Consider the following 17,209-nt stretch of genomic DNA (forward strand, 5'->3'; position numbering starts at 1 on the left):
CTCCTGAAGTCTGGGCGACACATCTGGGACAGGTCCTGGATCATTGAGAGGCGGCCCCGAGGAGGTCGGCGAGGTCGGCGGCGGAGACGGGGCGGCCGGGGGCGGCGAACATGCCGACCGGGTCGAGGTAGGCGCGGTGGGCGGGCGTGCCCGCCGCGAACCGGCGGCTCTCGGCGAGCGCGCCCGCGTCGTAGGCGTCGTATCCGAGAGCGTCGATCAGGGCGGCGACCGTCGTCTTGGCCGCGGCGTCGTCGCCGGCGATGGCCAGCGCGCTGCGGTCGGGGGCGCCGGCCGGGCGGCCGAGGGTGGCCAGGTGTTTGAAGAAGATGTTGTTGAACGCCTTGACGACGTACGACTCCTTCAGGTGGGCCTGCAGCAGTCCGCCGGCCGTGGTGTGGCCGGCGTCGATCTCATGGATGCAGCCGTCGCGGTCGGGGTTGTAGTTGATGGTGTCGATGACGACCTTGCCGCGCAGGGGCCCGGCGGGGACCTGCGTGTAGGCCTTCAGCGGGATCGTCACCACGGCGATGTCCGCCTCCTGCGCGGCCTCGCTCACCGCCGCCGCGCGAGCACGCGGTCCCAGCCGCGTGACCAGGCCCTGCAGGGTCCGCGGACCCCGGCTGTTGCTCAGGACGACGTCGTGGCCGGTGTCGACCGCGAGGCGGGCGAGCGTGCTGCCGACTTTTCCGCTGCCGATGAATCCGATGGTGGTCATGTCTTCCTTACGAGGCATGCAGGGTCCTTGGAAGATGAGGCGAAGGACGCGGCGCCACACCCGTTAAAGTGAAGGGGTAACCCGCACTTAATCGAAGGGGTGCCTTCACTTTAGCGAAGGGGTGCCTTCGTTTGTCAAGTTCCGCGTCCTGGAAGGGAGATCTGATGGCCGTGACCGAGGGCGAGAGCCCGGCCGAACCGCGCGTCACCGTGCGCCGGCCGCAGCGCGCCGATGCCCGCCGCAACTTCGACGCTCTCCTCGACGCCGCCCGCGAGCTGTTCGCCACCGACGGCGCCAACGCTTCCCTGGAAGGGGTCGCCCGCCGCGCCGGCGTCAACATCGCCACGCTCTACCGCAACTTCCCCACCCGAGCGCACCTGTTCGAGGCCGTCTACCTCGATGAGGTCGAGGCGCTGGCCCGGATCGCCGCGGAACTGGACGACCACAGCCCCTGGGACGCCCTGGTGACCTGGCTACGCCGGTTCGTCGGCTACGCGACCACCAAGAAGGCCGTCTACGACGCCATCGCCCACAACGAGGCGATGTTCGTCACCTGCCGCGACATCATCCACGCCGCCGGCAGACCGCTGCTCGAACGCGCCCAGCATGCCGGCGAAGCCCGCGGCGACGTGAGCTTCGACGACGTTCTCTTCCTGGTCAACGGCGTCAGCGGCGCGAATTTCGTGCAGGACGCCCAGCGTGATCGGGTGCTCACCATGGCCTTGGACGGCATCAAAGCCCAGACGTGACGCCCCGGCACGTAGCCAAAACCGACGCGGCCACCCGCCGGGACGCCTGAAGACCTTCAGATCCCTGGTACGGCCACCCCCATGGCGAGCATGCGGCCCTCGCGCGCCGACTTACGGGCTTCCTCGTGGAAGTCGGGTGCGGCGCACGCGAACAGCGTCGTGCCCGCGGCGCCGCCGAGGGCGCAGGCGTACACCGGTGAGCCGGGCTTGATCTCATCGGTGATCGTGCCGCCCTCGATCACCCGCACGAGCCGGCCGCCGATCGCGTCGGCGATCCACAGACCGCCCCGCGAGTCGAGGCAGGCTCCGTCGCCGGCGACCTGCAGCTGGGCGAGCGCCCCCGCGACTGCGCGGTCGGTGGGCAGCGGCCCGAACTCCGCCCACGTCCGCCGGTTGGCCAGCTCGCCGTCCGTGGTGATGTCGAACGCGGTGACGCGGTTACCGAACGTCTCCACGACCACGAGCACGTCGTCCGGGGTGATGACGATGCCGTTGGGGAACCACAGGTCGCCGGCGACCTCCGTGACGCGGCCGTCGGGGTCCACCCGGTGCAGCGAGGCCGGCTCCAGCGGAGCGCCACCCATCAGGTCGAACCCGAAGTTGCCCACATAGGCCCGGCCCTGGCCGTCCACGACCATGTCGTTGGCGTGCCCGGTGGCGTGCCCGCCGAGGTCTGCGTGAACCGAGAGCGTGCCGTCCGGCTCCCGGCGCAGGACCTTGCGGTCACGCATGGAGACGATCAGCAGCCGTCCGTCGGGAAGCCAGCCCAGGCCCGAGGGCTGCTCGGGGACGTGGGCCTCCTCGCGCAGGTCGGAGCCGTCCTCGTGGATGGACCGTACTCGGTGGGTGTAGAAGTCGGAGAACCAGAGGCGCCCCTCGCGCCAGCGTGGCGCCTCCAGGAAGCAGAAGCCCTCGGCCACCGTGATCGGTTCCGTCATGGTCGTCCTCCTTGCGGCGACGCCCTGTCATGGGCGTGCGCTCTTCTCTTCTCGGTCATGGCAGGGCACATGTCAACGCCGTGCCGCGCTCGCACGGCGGGCCCGGAGCCGTTCCACCGCCTGACGCAGCCCGGGGCTCTCGATGGCGACGATCACCGCGAGGAGCGCCGCGTACAACAGCTGGGTGGAGAAGTCGGGCAGGGCGGTGACCGCCACGATCTGCGCGAGCAGCGCCACCGAGAGGGTTCCGGCCAGCAGTCCCAGCGGGGAGCCGCGACCGCCGGCCAGCGACACGCCGCCGAGCAGCGCGGCCACGACGGCGAGGATCAGCGGCTGCAATCCCGGATCCGGGTTCGCCGAGGCGTAGCTGTAGCCGAGCAGGGCGCCGCCCAGTGCCGCCAGTGTCCCTGACAACGTGAAGATCCCGACGATCCGCCGGTCCACGCCGACGCCGGCGACCCGGCTGGCCCGGCGGTCGCCGCCGATGGCGCGCAGCTCACGTCCCAGCTTGGTGCAGCCCAGCACGGTCGCGGCGATGAGGAACGCCGCGAGCGTCAACAGGCTCCGGGGCGAGAAGACACCGGCGATCGTCTGGTCGACCCACAAGGTCGCGTCGCCATTGGTGTAGGTCTTGCTCAGCCCTCCGGACATCGCGTACGTCAACCCCAGAAGGGCGATGTACGTCGCGAGTGTGACGGGCATGGACGGGATGCGCAGCCGGGCGATCAGCCCGCCCTGCACCGCGCCGATGGCGGCGCCGGCGGCCACGGCGGCCAGGACGCCCATGATCGGGGACGATGTACCGGTCTGGACGGCGAGCATGCCGCCGAGCGCGTACGTCCCGGCGACCGACAGGTCGAACTCGCCGGCGATCATCGTGATCCCGATCGCGAGGGCCAGGAGACCGAGCTGGGCGAAGCCCTGCAGCGCGTTGTAGCCGTCGAACGGCTCAAGGGGCCTGCCGCTCAGCAGCGGCGAGCACGCGAACGCGGCCAGCACGACCAGCAGGGAGACCGTCGGCATCAGCTGCTCCGGCCTGGCCGGCCACCGGCGGGTCATCGCCGGCCCCTGGTGGCGCGCACGTGCACGATGATGACGACCGCGAGCACGAGGACTCCCTTCACGAGGATCTGCACGCCGGTCGAGTAGCCGCGCAGCAGCAGCACGTCGGAGATGACGGCGATGAGCACCGCGCCGCCCAGGGTCCGCACGGCCGAGCCGTGACCGCCGGAGATCGCCGTACCTCCCACGAGGACCGCCGCGATGGCATCGAGGGTGAGCGTGCCGCCGAGCGTCACCGTGGCGGAGGTGTGGAACGAGGCGAGGAAGATCCCGGTCAGCGCGACGCACGCGCCGGAGACGGCCCACGCGATCACGGTCACCCGGCCGACGGGCAGACCGGCCGCGCGCGCCGCGGCCCGGTTCTCGCCCACCAGGTACATCTGCCGGCCGGCCGTCGTGCGGCGCAGCGTCCATTCGACGAGCACCGTGACCGCGAGCAGGACGTACACGGCCAGTGGCAGGCCCAGCGGGGTGGAGTTGAGCACCTCGAACTGCCGCGTGGCGGGGTAGACCGTGGTCCCGCCGCTGAACCAGGTGGCCGCGCCGCCGATCGCGAACCCGCCGGCGATGGTGAGCACGATCGGGTCGGCGTTCCAGAAGCCGATGACCGCGCCCTGCGCCGCGCTGAGCGCGACGCCGGCCGCGAGCGCGATCAGCAGCGCGACCCACAGCCCCAAGTGCTGCGTGCCCAGGAAGACCATCGCCACGACGGTCGCGATCTGGGAGGTGGCCAGCGACACCCCGGACCCGGCGATCATCACCATGGTGGCGCCGACCGAGGTGATGCCCACGAAGGCGGCCGAGGCGAGGATCGCGCGCGCGTTGTCGAGGGTGAGGAACCGGGGCGTCGTCACGGCCGGGACCAGGAGCAGCACCAGGAGGAGGAGGGCGAGGCCGGCCGTGACGGCGCTCGCCGGCCACCTCCGAGGCGGGCCATCCGTCGACGCGGCCCCGCCGGCGCCGGATGGCGACGGGTCCGGCGTGGTGCTCACCGCGCCGCTGGTGGAGTCGTCGGCCGTGGTCATGCCTGTCCCGCTCCGTGGGTCATGTCGCGCAACAGCAGCGCGCCGTCGGTGTCGCCTTCGTATCGGTTCACCAGCCGGCCGTCCCGCATCGTGACGATCACGTCACCCAGTTCGAGCAGTTCCTCAAGCTCGGTGGAGGCGAACATCACGACCAGCCCGGCATCGGCGGCCTGGCGGAGGAGCCGGTGGATCGCCGCGCGACCCCCGACGTCCACACCGCGGGTCGGCTCGTCCAGCAGGAGGGCGAAGACGTTCTCGTGTTCCAGGCAGCGACCGACGAAGACCTTCTGCTGGTTGCCTCCGCTCAACGTCATCACCGGCTCATCGAGCCGCCGCTCCGGCAGGCCCGACCGCTCCGCGAGCGATCGGGCGGTGCTGCGCTCGCGACGGGACCGTACGACACCGGCGCGCCCCAGCGCGGGCAGGCGCGTCGCGACGAGGTTCCACGCGGTCGGCTTGCCGAGGAACAGACCCTCGGACTTGCGGTCGTTGGACACGAAGGCGACGCCGCCGCGCGCGGCCCCGACCGGGTCGCGGATCGCAACGGGCCGCCCGCGCAGCTCCGCGGTTCCCGTCGTCCCGGGGTGCAGTCCGGCCAAGGCGCGCAGGACGTCGGAGGCGCCGCTGCCGAGCTGACCGGCCAGCGCGTAGATGCGGCCCGCCTGGGCGGTGAGGGTGAAGTCGTCGAGCCGTCCGGGCACGCGCAGGCGCTCGATCCGCAACGCGGGTGCGAGGTCCCGGTCCGGCCCGGGTGCGGCGGACGGCTGCCGGCGCGTCTCCCCGAGCATCCACCTGATCAGCTCGTCCACCGTCAGGTCCTCAGCGGGGTGCGTGGCGACGTCGCGGCCGTCGCGCAGCACGGTCACGACGTCGCACAGCTCCAGGACCTCCGGCAGCCGGTGGGAGACGAAGATGATCGAGCAGCCCGTGGCCGCGACCCGGCGGATCGCGGCGAACACATGCCGGCTCTCGGCCTCGCCGAGGGTCGCGGTGGGCTCGTCGAGGATCACCAGCCGGGCGTTCTGGCTGAGCGCCTTGGCGATCTCGACCAGTTGCCGCTCTCCGATGCCGAGCGTCGACAACGGCCGGTCCGGGCCGATGTGCTCCAGGCCCATGTCGTCCAAGATCTGCCGGCACCGGGCCGTGGCCTTGCGCCGGCGGTTGACGAACGGCACGTCGATGTCCCCGAGCAGCATGTTGTCGAGCACGGTCAAGGCCGGTACGACGCTCAGCTCCTGGTCCACGAGCGCCACGCCCGCGCGCTGAGCGGCCTGGCGACTGCGCAGCTCGACCGTCTCACCGCCGATCACGATGCGGCCGCGGTCGGGCGCGAGCTGCCCGGACAGCATCTTCACCACCGTGCTCTTGCCTGCGCCGTTGTGGCCGCACAGGCCGTGGATCTCGCCGACGCCCACGGCGAAGGAGACCTCCCTGACCGCGGGGACGCCGTTGAAGGCGCGGGCCAGTCCCTCGACGCGGACCGGGGGGCCGCCGGTGGCCGATGGGCTCATGCGTGGCTGCACTGCTCGGCGAACCGGCTCACGTTCGCGGCGGTGACCCGCTCCTCCTGGACGGTCTCGCTACGCGGCGGGTTCTTGCCCGTCAGATACCGTACGACGTAGTCGGCGGTCTGCTCGGCGATGGTGCCCGGGTCCTCGGTGGCCGTCCCGTACAACTCGCCTGCCTTGATGGAGTCGATGCCGGCCTTGAAGCAGTTGCTGCTGGTGACGATCAGGCCGTCCTTGCCGCCGATGGCGAAGCCGGCCTGCTTGGCCGCCTGGATGATCGGCAGGGCCATGTAGTCCGCCATGCCGTACGCGGCCTGCACCCCGTCCTTGCCGTGCTTGGCCAGGAGTTGCTGGGCGATGGAGCCGGAGAGCTGGGGATCCCAGTTGGCGTCCTGCTCCTCGACGACCTTGTACTGCGGCGCGGTGGCCAGGACCTTGGCGAAGCCTTTCATGCGGTGCTGGGTCACGAGCATGGACTTGGTGCCGGTGAGGACGATGATGTTGCCGGAGTCGCGGCCCTGAGCCTTGAGGCCCTCGATGATGTTCTGCGCGGCGTACTCGCCGAGCTTCTCGTTGTCCGAGAGCACCGACATGACCTCGTCCGCCACCGCCGGGTCTGGCGGGCCGTCGAAGGCGAGCACCGGGACGCCGGCGGCTTTGGCCTTCTTGATCGGCACCGCCATCGCCGTGGTGTCGATGATCGCGACCACGATCAGGTCCGGCTTCTGCGCCACGGCCTGGTTGAACTTCTGGACCTGGGTGCCCGGGTCCATCGTCGTCATGTCGCCGACCTGCACGCCGGTGGGTGCCAGACGCTCGGTGAAGACCTTGTTGAAGTAGGCGCCCCACGGGTTGCTGTTCCCGTAGCCGACCAGGGCGATCGTCTTGCCCGAGAGCGACGTCGCGGAGGCGCCGCCGGACGGCGGTGCGGCGGTCTGGCCGCCGCAGGCCGTCGTCAGGAGGGTGAGTGCGAGCGTGCCGGCGGCGAGAGCGGGGCCTCGGGATCTGGTGCGGAACATGGCTTTCCGACCCTTCGACGTGGTGGGTTTTGCGGCGGCGTGGAACGGCCGGTCACAGGAGTCGTGCGAAGTCGGCCATCTCCTGCGCCGGGTCGAGGACGGGTTGGAGGACCAGCTCGTCGATGCCGGAGGCTTCGAGGGTGGCGATGCGTTTGACCAGGTCGTCGCCGGTGCCGACCAGGCCGAGCTTGTCGACCAGGGAGGGGACGATCAGGTCGCGGTCCTCGGGATGGATCCGGCCGAGGTAGTTCTCGTACAGCCGGAAGTGGCGGTCGTCGGCGGTGGCGGTCGTGCCGCGCCGGTCGAGGAGCCGCTGCACCGCGTCGAGTTCCTCGGGTTCGAGCCCTTCCCTGAAGGCGGGGTTGTCCGCGGCGAAGGTGAGCAGCGCCATGGCGATGTGGCCCATGGAGTCACGGGCGAGGTCGCCGTAGGGGTTCTCGCCTTCGGCGAGGATGTGCATCGAGGTCATCACGTACGAGGTGGTCGGCGTCCGCGCGCCGGCCTCGGCGGCGGCGGCGTCGTGCGCCTCGACGAACGCCTGCCAGGTCGCCGGGTCGAGCAGACCGAACGAGATGGTCCCGGCGCCGCGGCGGCCCGCGATGCGAGCGGCCTTGAGCCCGAAGGCGGCCACGACGAACTCGATCGGGTCCTCGGTGTTGACGTGGTCGCCGACGTGCAGGAAGCGCACATCGCGGGTGCGGTCACCCTCGCTGTACTCGGTGGGGCGGCCGGCGGTGAGGTCCTGGAGTTGCCGGGTGAAGCGCTCCAGGGTGGCCATCGTGGTGGGCTTCATGCCCAGGGTGCGCCGGGCGGTGTTGCCGGTGCCGACGCCGCAGATGATCCGGCCGGGTGCGAGGGCGTTGAGGCTGCTGAGGGCCGCCGCGCTCGCGGGGGCCGAACGCAGGGCCGGCGAGGTGACGCCGACCCCGAGCCGGATGCGGCTGGTCGCCTTGGCGCACAGGGCCAGACCGACGAACGGGTCTCCGTTGACCATCGGCGTGTCGTAGACCCAGAAGCTGTCGTACCCGAGTTCCTCGGCCTTGGCCGCCAGATCCTCTACCCCTGGTTTCGCCGTGACCACGATGCCCTTGCGCATACCGCATCTCCTCGATTGCGAGCCAGGACTTACTTACTGAGCGCATAGTTACTGAGCAGCCGAGGAGGTGTCAAGATGTGCGCGTGGACGTTCAGCGGGACGGTAATGTCGGCGCGTCAAGGTGAGCACGGGGAGGATCGGGGATGGTCGCGAAGCGTCGCGGCCCACGGCGGGGTGGCAATCCCCCGCTCGTGCGGCTGGACGAACCGTCCGACAAGCTCTGGGACGCGGACCTCTCGGACGTGGCCAAGGCCCTGCTGGGCTCCGCCGTGCTCTGTTTCGCCGAGAAGGGGTTCCAGGCCACGACGACACGCGACATCACGGCCAAGGTCGGACTGACCCCCGGCGCCTTGTACGTGCACTTCGCCACCAAGGAGGAGGTGCTGTTCGAGATCGTGCGCAGCGGTCACCTCCGGGCTCTGGAGACTCTGCGGGCGGCGCTGCCCGCCGACGGCGACCCGGAGACCTGCCTGCGCCGGGCGGTCGCGGCGTTCGTGGAGTGGCACGCCGAGCACCACACCGCGGCGCGCGTGTGCCAGAACGAGCTGACGCCGCTGTCCCCCGAGCACTATGCGGAGATTCGCGAGCTGCGCGCCCAGTTCAACACCATCTTCCGGGACGCGGTGCGCCGGATCGTCGACGGCGCGACGGCGGACCCGGACGATGTCAGCCGCCTGGCGCGGTCGATCCTGTCGCTGGGAGTGGATCTGGTCCGCTGGTATCGGCTGGGCGGCACCGACACTCCGGCCTCGCTCGGCGCCTTCTATGCCGACCTGGCCGTCCACATGACCGCCGCTGTCCGCAACCGGCGCCCCACCGGCGCGTAAGGCTTCTGTCGTCGCCGCACGCTTGACAAGAGTCGTGCTCATTACTAACTATGCGCTCAGTAAGTGATGAGCTTTCTCCGTCCAGAAAGTCGGGCTCCAGAAAGGCTGTCGACGCGATGTACGGCTTGATGCAGGAGCACGCCCTGGCCCTCCCCCTCGTCTTCCGCCGGGTGGAGCAGTATTTCGGGCACAAGCGGGTGGTGACCGGTCGCGTCGACGGCGAAAGCGCTGTGACGTGGGCCGACGTCTGCGCGCGTACGCGGCGGCTGGCGGCCGCCCTGGACCGGCTCGGCGTCCCCAGCGGCGCCCGAGTCGGCACGTTCGGCTGGAACAGCCAGCGGCACGTCGAGTTGTACCTCGCGGTGCCGTGCACCGGCCGGGTCCTGCACACGATCAACCATCGGCTGTTCCACGAGCAGATCCGCTACATCGTCGACGATGCCGCAGATGACGTGCTCTTCGTCGACCGGTCGCTGCTGCCCACGGTGTGGCCGCTGGCCGAGTCCTTCAGGAGCCCGCGACACGTGGTGGTCATGGACGACGGCGCCGACGTGCCGCTGCCCGACGATCCCCGGATCGTCGGCTACGAGACGCTGCTCGCCGAGGTCAGCCTCTTCGACGGGGAGTTCTCGATCGCGGACGAGAACACCGCGGCGGCGCTCTGTTACACCTCCGGCACCACGGGCAACCCGAAAGGGGTCCTCTACAGCCACCGGTCGATGGTCCTGCACGCCCTGCTGCTGCTCATGACCGACACCTTCGGGATCAGCGAGCGCGACGTGGTGATGCCGGTCGTGCCGATGTTCCACGTCAACGCCTGGGGGTTCCCGTACGCCGCGATGTTGTGCGGGGCGGATCTCGTCCTGCCCGGACCGGCGATGCGGCCCGCGGAGCTGATCACGCAGATGGAGCGGCACCGCGTCACCTTCACCGGCGCGGTGCCCACGGTGTGGCGCGGCCTGGAGCCGCTGCTGGCCGACCACGACCTGTCCAGCCTGCGGATGATCGTCTGCGGGGGCGGCGCCGTCGACGACGCACTGTCGCGCTCGTACCAGCAGGCCATCGGGATTCCCCTCACCAATGCGTGGGGGATGACGGAGACCAGCCCGGTGGTGACGGTGCCGCGGCTGGCGACCGTACACGACGATCTGGACCCGGACGCGCAGCGCGCGGTCATCGGCTCGCCCGGGCTCGCGGTGCCGCTCACCGAGCTCCGGGTGATCGGCGAGGACGGTACGGAGGTCGCCTGGGACGGCAGCACGCCGGGTGAGTTGCAGGCGGCCGGCCCCACCATCGCCGCCCGCTACGTGGGCGAGGAGCGGCCAGGCCCGGCGTTCACCGACGACGGCTGGCTCAGGACCGGGGACGTCGCCACCATCGACGGTCACGGTTACGTGCGCATCGTCGACCGGACCAAGGACCTGGTGAAGTCCGGCGGTGAATGGATCCCCTCGGTCGAGCTGGAGGGCGCCATCATGGCCGATCCCCGGGTCGCCGAGGCCGCGGTGATCGGCGTGGAACACCCCCGCTGGGGCGAACGCCCCGTCGCCTACGTGGTCCCCAAGCCCGGCACCGGCCTCACCGCCGACGACGTGCGCGAGCACCTGACCTCACACGTCGCCCGCTGGTGGATCCCCGAGCAGGTGATCTTCATCTCCGAGATCCCGAAGACGGCGACCGGGAAGTTCGCCAAGCGACAGTTACGCCTTCAGCACCGGCAGGACATCCCCCCTGAGGAGTGAGCGAACATGCCCATTCAGCCTCGACTCATCGTCACCGGCCGGGAGCCCGACGGGACCTCGGTGTTCGTCACCGACCGACCCGCCGAGCCGATCTCCGTCGGAGCCATCCCCGGCTCGGACTTCTTCCTGATGTGGGGCACCGAGGACGGCGGGGCCACGGTCGGCACCGGGCCACAGCAGCCGCGACTCTTCCCCTTCTTCCCCGGCACCGGCGGCACCCGCGTCCTGTTCCTGCGCTGGGCCCCCGAATCCGCCGCCCCTGAGCGGCTCGGCGATCCCGACCGGCTCGCCGCCGAGGCGGCCGAGAAGCTGCCCGGACTGATGGACGTGTTCGAGCCCGACGACCCCGGCATGCACACCACCGACACCGTCGACTACGGCATCTGCCTGGAAGGCGAGTTGCACCTGGAGCTGGACGACGGCAAGGAGGTCAAGCTGACCCCCGGCGCCTGCGTGGTCCAGCAGGGCACCCGCCACGCCTGGCACAACCGCGGCGACCGGCCCGCGCTGATGTGTTACGTGCTCGTCGGGGCCGACCGCGCATCCTGACCTCCGAGCGCCGGCGGCGGCAGGCGTCCCCTGTCGCTCCCGCGTTCCCGCTCCCGGAAGGCCGCCTGTGGACCGACTGTTGTTCGACGACGACCACGATCTGTTCAGAGCCGCCGTGACCGCGTTCGCCTCCCGCGAACTGCTGCCCCACCAGGAGCGTTTCGCCGCCGAGCGACGCATCGACCGGGCCGCCTGGCGCGCGGCCGGCATCGGAGCGCCGTACCCCATGGCAGTCGTGGGCCGCGGCAACTGACGGCCTGGAGTGGGCGACCGATGAGCCTGTTTCCTTCTTGGGGAATCGAATGACACCATCGCGGTGCTCACCCCGTCGGCTGCCATTCGGCCTCCATCCAGGCCGTGTCGTCGTTGGTCAACGCTTCGACGCGCACGCCCGGCGTGGCCGGCGCCGGCACGTCGATCTCGCCGCAGTCGGCGACCACGCTGACCGACACCAGGGCGGCGCTGCCCACGACGGTGACGCGTGCCCGGGTGGCCGCGGTGGCGAGGACGACGAGGACCGCTTCGGTGAGGTCCCGCCTGACCGCCACCGGCGGCGTCGGCCACTGGCCGCGTGAGTCCAGCTCCACCACGACGCCCTTACGGTCCGCCACGTCGATGCAGTGACGTAACTCGTGCAGCAGGGGGTTGGCGGCCGTGTCGGACTCGGCGAACAGCCGGCGCATACGGGCCGCCTCGATGGCGCAGCTCCGTTGGACCAGCGGGTTCTCCGGGCGAAGTGAGCCGTCGGCGAGCCCCTCCAGCAGCGGCACCGTGGTCGCCGACAGCTCGGCGAAGCGCTGCTGCCTGCGGCGGTGCGATTCGGCGACGACGGCTTCCGCGACGCGTACCTGCTCGATCTCCCTGCGCGCGGCCACCGCCGCCGCGCCGAGGCTGCGCAGCACGGTCGCCACCACCGCCAGGCACAGCGGGAAGCCGATCACCGTGACCGACCCGGTCGCGAACCGGGCCAGCGCAGCCCGGGTGGGCTCCTCGAACAGGAGCAGGTTGAGCAGCGCGGTGAGCTCGTGGGCCAGCAGGAACATCGCCGCGGCACGCAGCGGGCGGTCCAGCATCACGACGAGGCCCGCCCAGTTGGCCGCGCCGAAGATCCAATCCTCACTGGTCGACGTGCGTCCGTCCGGCAGGGTCGCGTACGACAGCATGGACGCGGCGAGCACGAGCGCGATGGCCGGGCCGCGCAAGCGGCCCCACGAACGCCCGCGGACGAGCAGCGCGGCCTCGGTGAGCAGCACGGCGCCGAGCGCCGCGAAGGCGCCGAACTGCGCGAGCGGCATGTCATAGGAGTCGAGGTGGCGCACCAGGTTGGTGAGCCCGAGCCCGCACGCGACCGCCATGGCGACGACCAGCGTCGCGACCCGCAGGCCGCGCCGCAACTGCGCCCGCGTCGACTCCTCGACGGCGTCGCTCGCAACGGCCCAGCTCGCACCCGCCACGCCGCTCGACCCGGCGACGTGCATCACGGCGTCACCCACAACGACCTCACGAGCAGCAGCCTCACGAGCAGTCGCCTCGCTCGCGGCTCTGTCACCCGCAGTGGTGTCACTCTCGGTGGTGTCACTCTCGGTGGTGTCACTCATCGGCGGCGCGCCATTCGAGCCGGACCTGAGTCCCCTCGCCGACGGCGGAGGCGATCGTAGCCGTGCCGCCGACGCTCTCCATCCTGCCGCGGATGGACTCGCGTACGCCGCGCCGGGTCCCCGGCACGTCGTGCGGTGAGAACCCCCGCCCCTGGTCGGCGATGTCGAGGCGGAGCGCCCGCGCGTCGCCTCGGAGCCGGACGGTCGCGCGGGTGGTGCCCGAGTGGCGGCGCACGTTGGTGAGAGCCTCGCCCGCCGCGTCGGTGATCGTCCTGGCGACGCCGAACGGGAGGGGAAGCCGCTCAGGGCCGTCGAAGTCCACGGTCAGGTGTGTGACGGCGAGATCAGCACGCAGCAGGTCGACGAGGTCGGCCTCCTCGGGCGCCCGCCCGCCGACGGAGCGAAGTCTGCCCAGGTCGCGCCGCGCCTGCGGGGCCAGCCAACCGGCGTCCGAGCTCACCTGTCCCGTGCCGACCATCAGCAGGGTCGTCGCCGCCGTGTCGTGCAGCGAGTTGACCTGCTCGCGCTCCTCGGCGCGGACGGCCGCGGCCACCAGGGCCTCCCCGCGTGCTCGCAGGGCCTCGGCCGCCATCAGGTCGGCCCGTTTCGCCGCATGGCGGACGAGGGTCCAGGCCGCTCTGGAGAGCGCGGCGGCCGGTACCGCCCACATCGTGCCCGTGACCAGGCTCGCGTCGACCTCCCATGCCCCCGCCGCCATGAGGAGCGCCACCGCCCCGCCGCCGGCGGCGATCGCGGCCGCGCCGCCCAGCGCCGTCGAGGTGTGCCACTGGTAGGTCACGCAGGCGAAGGTGACCAGCAGCCGCAGCCACCCCGTGTTCCTGTCCGCCACGGCGTCGGTCCAGAAGCTGCTGCTGAACAGTCCCAACAGGACGACCACGTCGAAGGGGACGAGCGCGCTGCCCCGCCCCGCCCGCAGCCACCACGCGAACCCACATGTCCAGACCGCCGCGACGCCGACCACGACCGCGGTGCTCGCCAGGTGCTCGGCCGGGGCCCGGAACAGGGCGATGGCGCAGATCGGCACCAGCGTCGCCAGGCGCACCGCGGAGGCGTACCCGCGGCCGAAGCGCAGCAGCAGCCCCACGGCTTCCCCTGCCAACCGACACCTCTCGAACCACCCACGCCTCTGCCCGGCACGCAGCCTAACGTCTCCGTCATCCGGAAATGTCGTGACTTGTGAAATTCAACGCGGGAGGGCGACGCCGCCCACGACGAGGACATGAGCGCCGCCATCCTCAGGCTCTACCGGTCCGCCGGGCCCAACTTCCACGCCGACTGGGGGGCCGCCTTCACCGGCCCTGCCAAGCGTGAGCAGGAGATCTTGATGAGGACCGCCGCCGGGCGTACTTTTTGACCATGGTCGAGGACGAGCCCGGACAGCGTCTACTCGGGCACCCGGCGGTGACCGAGTGCGTCGTGGTCGAGGGCGAGCAGATGATCGCCTACGTGGTCGCCGGCGACGGCGAGCAGCCCAGGGAGTTCCTGGCCGAGCTGGTGCCGCTGCGCCGACTGCCCGACGTGGTGGCGGTGATACCCGTGTTGCCGCGCACGGCTGAGGGCGCGGTCGACGTCGCGGCGCTGCCCCTTCCGGTCGTGGAGGGGCAGCGGCCTACGGGCGGCAAGGGCGGCTTCGCACCAGCGGGGAGCGGCTCGCTGATGATCGGCGGCACGCTCCTGTTCGGCTTCCTCGCCTCTGCTACCACCAACGTATTCTGGCCCTTCTCCACTGATCTGTCCGGTGTGCCACTGCCCTGGGCGGCGCTGTTCTTCGGGCTCTACCTGTTCGAGTGGGCCTCGTTCGGGCTGGGCGTGATGGTTCTGCTGCGGGGCCGCCCGGCGCTGGCCCGGCTGGGCCGCTCCGCACCACTGACCACATCGGCCTGGCTGGCGCTCACCTGGCTGCTGGTGGCGTGGTGGCCGCAGGACAATTTGTACCGGCTGGCCGCCAAGACCGACTGGCCGCGACAGGCGGCCCTCGTCTACGGCTTCAACATCACCCTCATGATCGCCACAGCGGTGCTCGTCGCCTTCGTCGCCGGTCGACGGCGGTGACCACGTGTTCGGAGCCGTGCCGGGTGAACATCGTGCCGAGCGCCTCGTTGGCGGTCCGCACGGCCCGCTCTGCCTCGTCCAACTCCCGAAGCGTCCGGGAGGCGAGCGCGATCCCCAGGTAGGGGAAGGGGTCGAGCGCGGCGGTCGGAATGGTGACCAGGAGAATCGTGCCGAGTTCCGCGCATCGTTCGGCCAGCCGCGTGACGTGCTCACGCAGCGCGGTCGACGGCAGGCGGGCGCCCAAGGGCAGACAATCCAGGGTACGCACCACATGCCCGGCGCCATGCAGGCGATCCAGCGCCACCTGGAGGGTGAAGGCCACGGCGGGACCGGTGAGCCGCAGGTTGATCTCGGTGGGCACCAATGGTCCCGCCCGGTCGGCCACGAAGTCCACGTCGTACCAGCCGCGGTAACCGTAGGAGGCCAGTGCCGTGCCCACGGCGGCGCCGAAGCCGGCTGCGGTCCGCACCTGCTCGGCGGGGAGTGCGCCGGGGCCGAGAGTGACGCCCTGGTAGCGGGTGCCGTCGATCGTCATCGCACCCGTACCGACCGGGTGCACCCGCCCGTCCGCTGCGACGACGGCGTCGTACGTGGGGTTGGCGACGCCCGCGATGTACTCCTCCAGCAGAAGACCGCGTACCCTCCGGGGCGGCGGGGTCGTGGTCACGATCTGGGTGCCCACGCCGCCCACCCCGTACTCCTTCTTGAGCACATAGGGCAAGGCCGCCCCTCGCAGCTCGCGGCGTGATCCGACCCGGCGCTGTGCCGCGATCCGGATTCCCCGCCGGCCTGGAGCCAGCTCGCGGAAGAGCTCGTGGGAGCCGCGCTTGGACTCGAAGCGGCGGATGCAGTCCAGCACCCCGGCGGGAGCGGGCCGGATCCGGTCGAATGCGGGCGTGTGACCCCAGGCCAGCACCGTCGCTTCGGAGGAGATGAGCTCTGGCCGGCCGGCGAGGGCCGCCGACACCTGCCCGTCCGCCGCCAGACCCCCGCACACTCTCAGCTCGCCCCAGCCCAGCGTTTCGGACAGGTGCCGGATCCACCACTCCGGTACGGGCAGCGGCAGCACGACGAGGTCGGGCCGGGGACTGGCGAAGGCCGCCAGGCAGGAGTAGTGATCGCGCCCCGCCGAGATGCCGCCGAAGACGGAGTTGTACTCGGCGACATTACCGACATGGATGGCAGGCAAGCCCCCCGTCCAGGCGCTCACCCACGACGGCTCGGCGCTCGCCAGGCTCGTCACCGGGCCGCGACCTCTACGGCTTGCGTACGATCCCGCACCACTGGTCGACCTCGACCGGCAGGCCGCCGTCCCATTCGGGCTCGGGACGCCACCGTGAGCACGAGACCCACCCCGGCTCCACCACCTCCAGGCCGGTGAAGAACTCGGCGATCCGCTCGGGGGTGCGCAGCTTCAGCTTGGGCTGGGCGTCGATGTTCCACACGCGCACCGCCTCGGCGGTGGTCTCGCCGTTGACCGCCGTGGTGGTGTTGGCCACCGCGATGTAGCTCCCGGACGGCACCGCCGCCAGCAACCGGTCGATGATCCGCTGGAGCTCGTCGTCGTCACTGATGAAATGCATGACGCCCAGCAGCATGATCGCCATCGGCTGGGAGAAGTCCAGCGTCTTGGCCGCCTGCCGCAGGATGTTGTCCGGGTCGTGCAGATCGGCGTCGATGTAGTCGGTGGCGCCCTCTTCGGAGCTGGTCAGCAGGGCTCGCGCGTGCACCAGCACCAGTGGATCGTTGTCGACGTACACGATCCGCGACTCGGGGGCCGCCTGCTGCGCGACCTCATGGGTGTTGTCCTGGGTGGGCAGTCCGGTGCCGATATCAAGGAATTGCCGGATCCCCACCTCGGTGGTCAGGTACCGCACAGCCCGGCCCAGGAACAGCCGGTCGGCCCGGGCCAGCTCGATCACCACAGGGAAGATCTCGCGAACCCGTTCCCCAACCTCCCGATCCACCGGAAAATGGTCTTTACCGCCCAGCCAGTAGTTCCAGATCCGTGCCGTGTGCGGCACGTGCGACTGGAGCTTGTCCTCGGGCTCGTCGGCCATCATCAACCCTTCCAGAACGGCAGAAGCCCCCAGAATGGGAGATTCCGAGTCTATGACTAGGGTGACGTCGGCCAGTGGGGGCCCGCAAGCGACTGCCGCAGATTCTTGGATCTTGGACAAGAAAGATCGTTTCCGTCCGTTGTCCCCCGTGCGAGCTACCCGAAAGTGTCCTCTATGTGGTGACGATTACGGCATGGTTGATTCCGTAGCGTTTCCGGTGTGGCTGCGGCGCTTTGGTCGCTTCGGAC

Annotated in this window: 18 protein-coding genes; 7 read left to right on the top strand and 11 right to left on the bottom strand. The window is 70.8% G+C overall.

From position 1 onward, the window contains the following. Positions 1-40 precede the first annotated feature (40 nt). Positions 41-715 (bottom strand): NADPH-dependent F420 reductase, encoded by a 675-nt coding sequence (locus ACTMTF_RS16775; protein WP_441111487.1) that lies wholly within the window; start codon positions 713-715, stop codon positions 41-43. Positions 716-879: 164 nt separating this feature from the next. On the opposite strand from ACTMTF_RS16775, the gene ACTMTF_RS16780 reads away from it, so the two are divergent. Continuing rightward, positions 880-1,464 (top strand): TetR/AcrR family transcriptional regulator, encoded by a 585-nt coding sequence (locus ACTMTF_RS16780; RefSeq protein WP_441111488.1) that lies wholly within the window; start codon positions 880-882, stop codon positions 1,462-1,464. 56 nt (positions 1,465-1,520) lie between these two features. Here the strand turns inward: ACTMTF_RS16780 and ACTMTF_RS16785 are convergent, their stop codons facing one another. The 6 genes from ACTMTF_RS16785 to ACTMTF_RS16810 all read right to left on the bottom strand — a co-directional run bounded on the left by ACTMTF_RS16785 (position 1,521) and on the right by ACTMTF_RS16810 (position 8,112). Then, positions 1,521-2,402, bottom strand: coding sequence for an SMP-30/gluconolactonase/LRE family protein (locus tag ACTMTF_RS16785; RefSeq protein WP_441111489.1), 882 nt, complete (start codon positions 2,400-2,402; stop codon positions 1,521-1,523). 72 nt (positions 2,403-2,474) lie between these two features. Continuing rightward, on the bottom strand, positions 2,475-3,461 hold the full coding sequence (locus ACTMTF_RS16790) for an ABC transporter permease (RefSeq protein ID WP_441111490.1): 987 nt from the start codon (positions 3,459-3,461) through the stop codon (positions 2,475-2,477). Then, positions 3,458-4,489 carry an ABC transporter permease gene (locus ACTMTF_RS16795; protein WP_441111491.1) on the bottom strand — a complete coding sequence of 344 codons (1,032 nt, stop codon included), beginning with the start codon at positions 4,487-4,489 and terminating at the stop codon, positions 3,458-3,460. The genes ACTMTF_RS16790 and ACTMTF_RS16795 overlap by 4 nt, the downstream gene beginning before the upstream one ends. Continuing rightward, a complete protein-coding gene (locus tag ACTMTF_RS16800; protein WP_441111492.1) occupies positions 4,486-6,000 on the bottom strand; it encodes a sugar ABC transporter ATP-binding protein in 1,515 nt (504 codons plus the stop codon). The genes ACTMTF_RS16795 and ACTMTF_RS16800 overlap by 4 nt, the downstream gene beginning before the upstream one ends. After that, complete coding sequence (locus ACTMTF_RS16805) at positions 5,997-7,016, bottom strand: sugar ABC transporter substrate-binding protein (RefSeq protein ID WP_441111493.1); 1,020 nt, start codon at positions 7,014-7,016, stop codon at positions 5,997-5,999. Before ACTMTF_RS16805 ends, ACTMTF_RS16800 begins: the two co-directional genes overlap by 4 nt. A 52-nt stretch (positions 7,017-7,068) precedes the next feature. After that, positions 7,069-8,112, bottom strand: a complete 1,044-nt coding sequence (locus ACTMTF_RS16810) for an LLM class flavin-dependent oxidoreductase (protein WP_441111494.1) — start codon at positions 8,110-8,112, stop codon at positions 7,069-7,071. Positions 8,113-8,255: 143 nt separating this feature from the next. Between ACTMTF_RS16810 and ACTMTF_RS16815 the strand changes: the two genes are divergently transcribed. From ACTMTF_RS16815 to ACTMTF_RS16830, 4 genes are all read left to right on the top strand, one after another. Continuing rightward, a complete protein-coding gene (locus ACTMTF_RS16815; protein ID WP_441111495.1) occupies positions 8,256-8,939 on the top strand; it encodes a TetR/AcrR family transcriptional regulator in 684 nt (227 codons plus the stop codon). 116 nt (positions 8,940-9,055) lie between these two features. Beyond that, a complete protein-coding gene (locus ACTMTF_RS16820) occupies positions 9,056-10,681 on the top strand; it encodes a long-chain fatty acid--CoA ligase (protein WP_441111496.1) in 1,626 nt (541 codons plus the stop codon). Between the two features lie 6 nt (positions 10,682-10,687). Continuing rightward, positions 10,688-11,230: a cupin domain-containing protein gene (locus ACTMTF_RS16825; protein ID WP_441111497.1), complete on the top strand. Its 543-nt coding sequence runs from the start codon at positions 10,688-10,690 to the stop codon at positions 11,228-11,230. Between the two features lie 67 nt (positions 11,231-11,297). Next, entirely contained in the window at positions 11,298-11,483 is a 186-nt protein-coding gene (locus ACTMTF_RS16830) for an acyl-CoA dehydrogenase family protein (RefSeq protein ID WP_441111498.1), read from the top strand. 67 nt (positions 11,484-11,550) lie between these two features. Here the strand turns inward: ACTMTF_RS16830 and ACTMTF_RS16835 are convergent, their stop codons facing one another. Together ACTMTF_RS16835 and ACTMTF_RS16840 are read right to left on the bottom strand one after the other, a co-directional pair. Next, positions 11,551-12,828 carry a hypothetical protein gene (locus tag ACTMTF_RS16835; RefSeq protein ID WP_441111499.1) on the bottom strand — a complete coding sequence of 426 codons (1,278 nt, stop codon included), beginning with the start codon at positions 12,826-12,828 and terminating at the stop codon, positions 11,551-11,553. After that, entirely contained in the window at positions 12,821-13,948 is a 1,128-nt protein-coding gene (locus ACTMTF_RS16840) for a sensor histidine kinase (RefSeq protein WP_441111500.1), read from the bottom strand. The genes ACTMTF_RS16835 and ACTMTF_RS16840 overlap by 8 nt, the downstream gene beginning before the upstream one ends. A 120-nt stretch (positions 13,949-14,068) precedes the next feature. On the opposite strand from ACTMTF_RS16840, the gene ACTMTF_RS16845 reads away from it, so the two are divergent. Both ACTMTF_RS16845 and ACTMTF_RS16850 read left to right on the top strand, forming a co-directional pair. After that, a complete protein-coding gene (locus tag ACTMTF_RS16845; RefSeq protein ID WP_441111501.1) occupies positions 14,069-14,203 on the top strand; it encodes a hypothetical protein in 135 nt (44 codons plus the stop codon). 2 nt (positions 14,204-14,205) lie between these two features. After that, positions 14,206-14,901 carry a hypothetical protein gene (locus ACTMTF_RS16850; RefSeq protein WP_441111502.1) on the top strand — a complete coding sequence of 232 codons (696 nt, stop codon included), beginning with the start codon at positions 14,206-14,208 and terminating at the stop codon, positions 14,899-14,901. Here the strand turns inward: ACTMTF_RS16850 and ACTMTF_RS16855 are convergent. Together ACTMTF_RS16855 and ACTMTF_RS16860 are read right to left on the bottom strand one after the other, a co-directional pair. After that, complete coding sequence (locus ACTMTF_RS16855; protein WP_441111503.1) at positions 14,849-16,144, bottom strand: hypothetical protein; 1,296 nt, start codon at positions 16,142-16,144, stop codon at positions 14,849-14,851. The two genes, ACTMTF_RS16850 and ACTMTF_RS16855, sit on opposite strands and share 53 nt — an antisense overlap. A gap of 13 nt (positions 16,145-16,157) precedes the next feature. Continuing rightward, positions 16,158-16,964, bottom strand: a complete 807-nt coding sequence (locus ACTMTF_RS16860) for an SAM-dependent methyltransferase (protein WP_441111504.1) — start codon at positions 16,962-16,964, stop codon at positions 16,158-16,160. Between the last annotated feature and the right edge of the window lie 245 nt (positions 16,965-17,209).

This window comes from Nonomuraea sp. ZG12 (assembly GCF_052068115.1).
In the GTDB taxonomy this organism is placed as follows: domain Bacteria; phylum Actinomycetota; class Actinomycetes; order Streptosporangiales; family Streptosporangiaceae; genus Nonomuraea.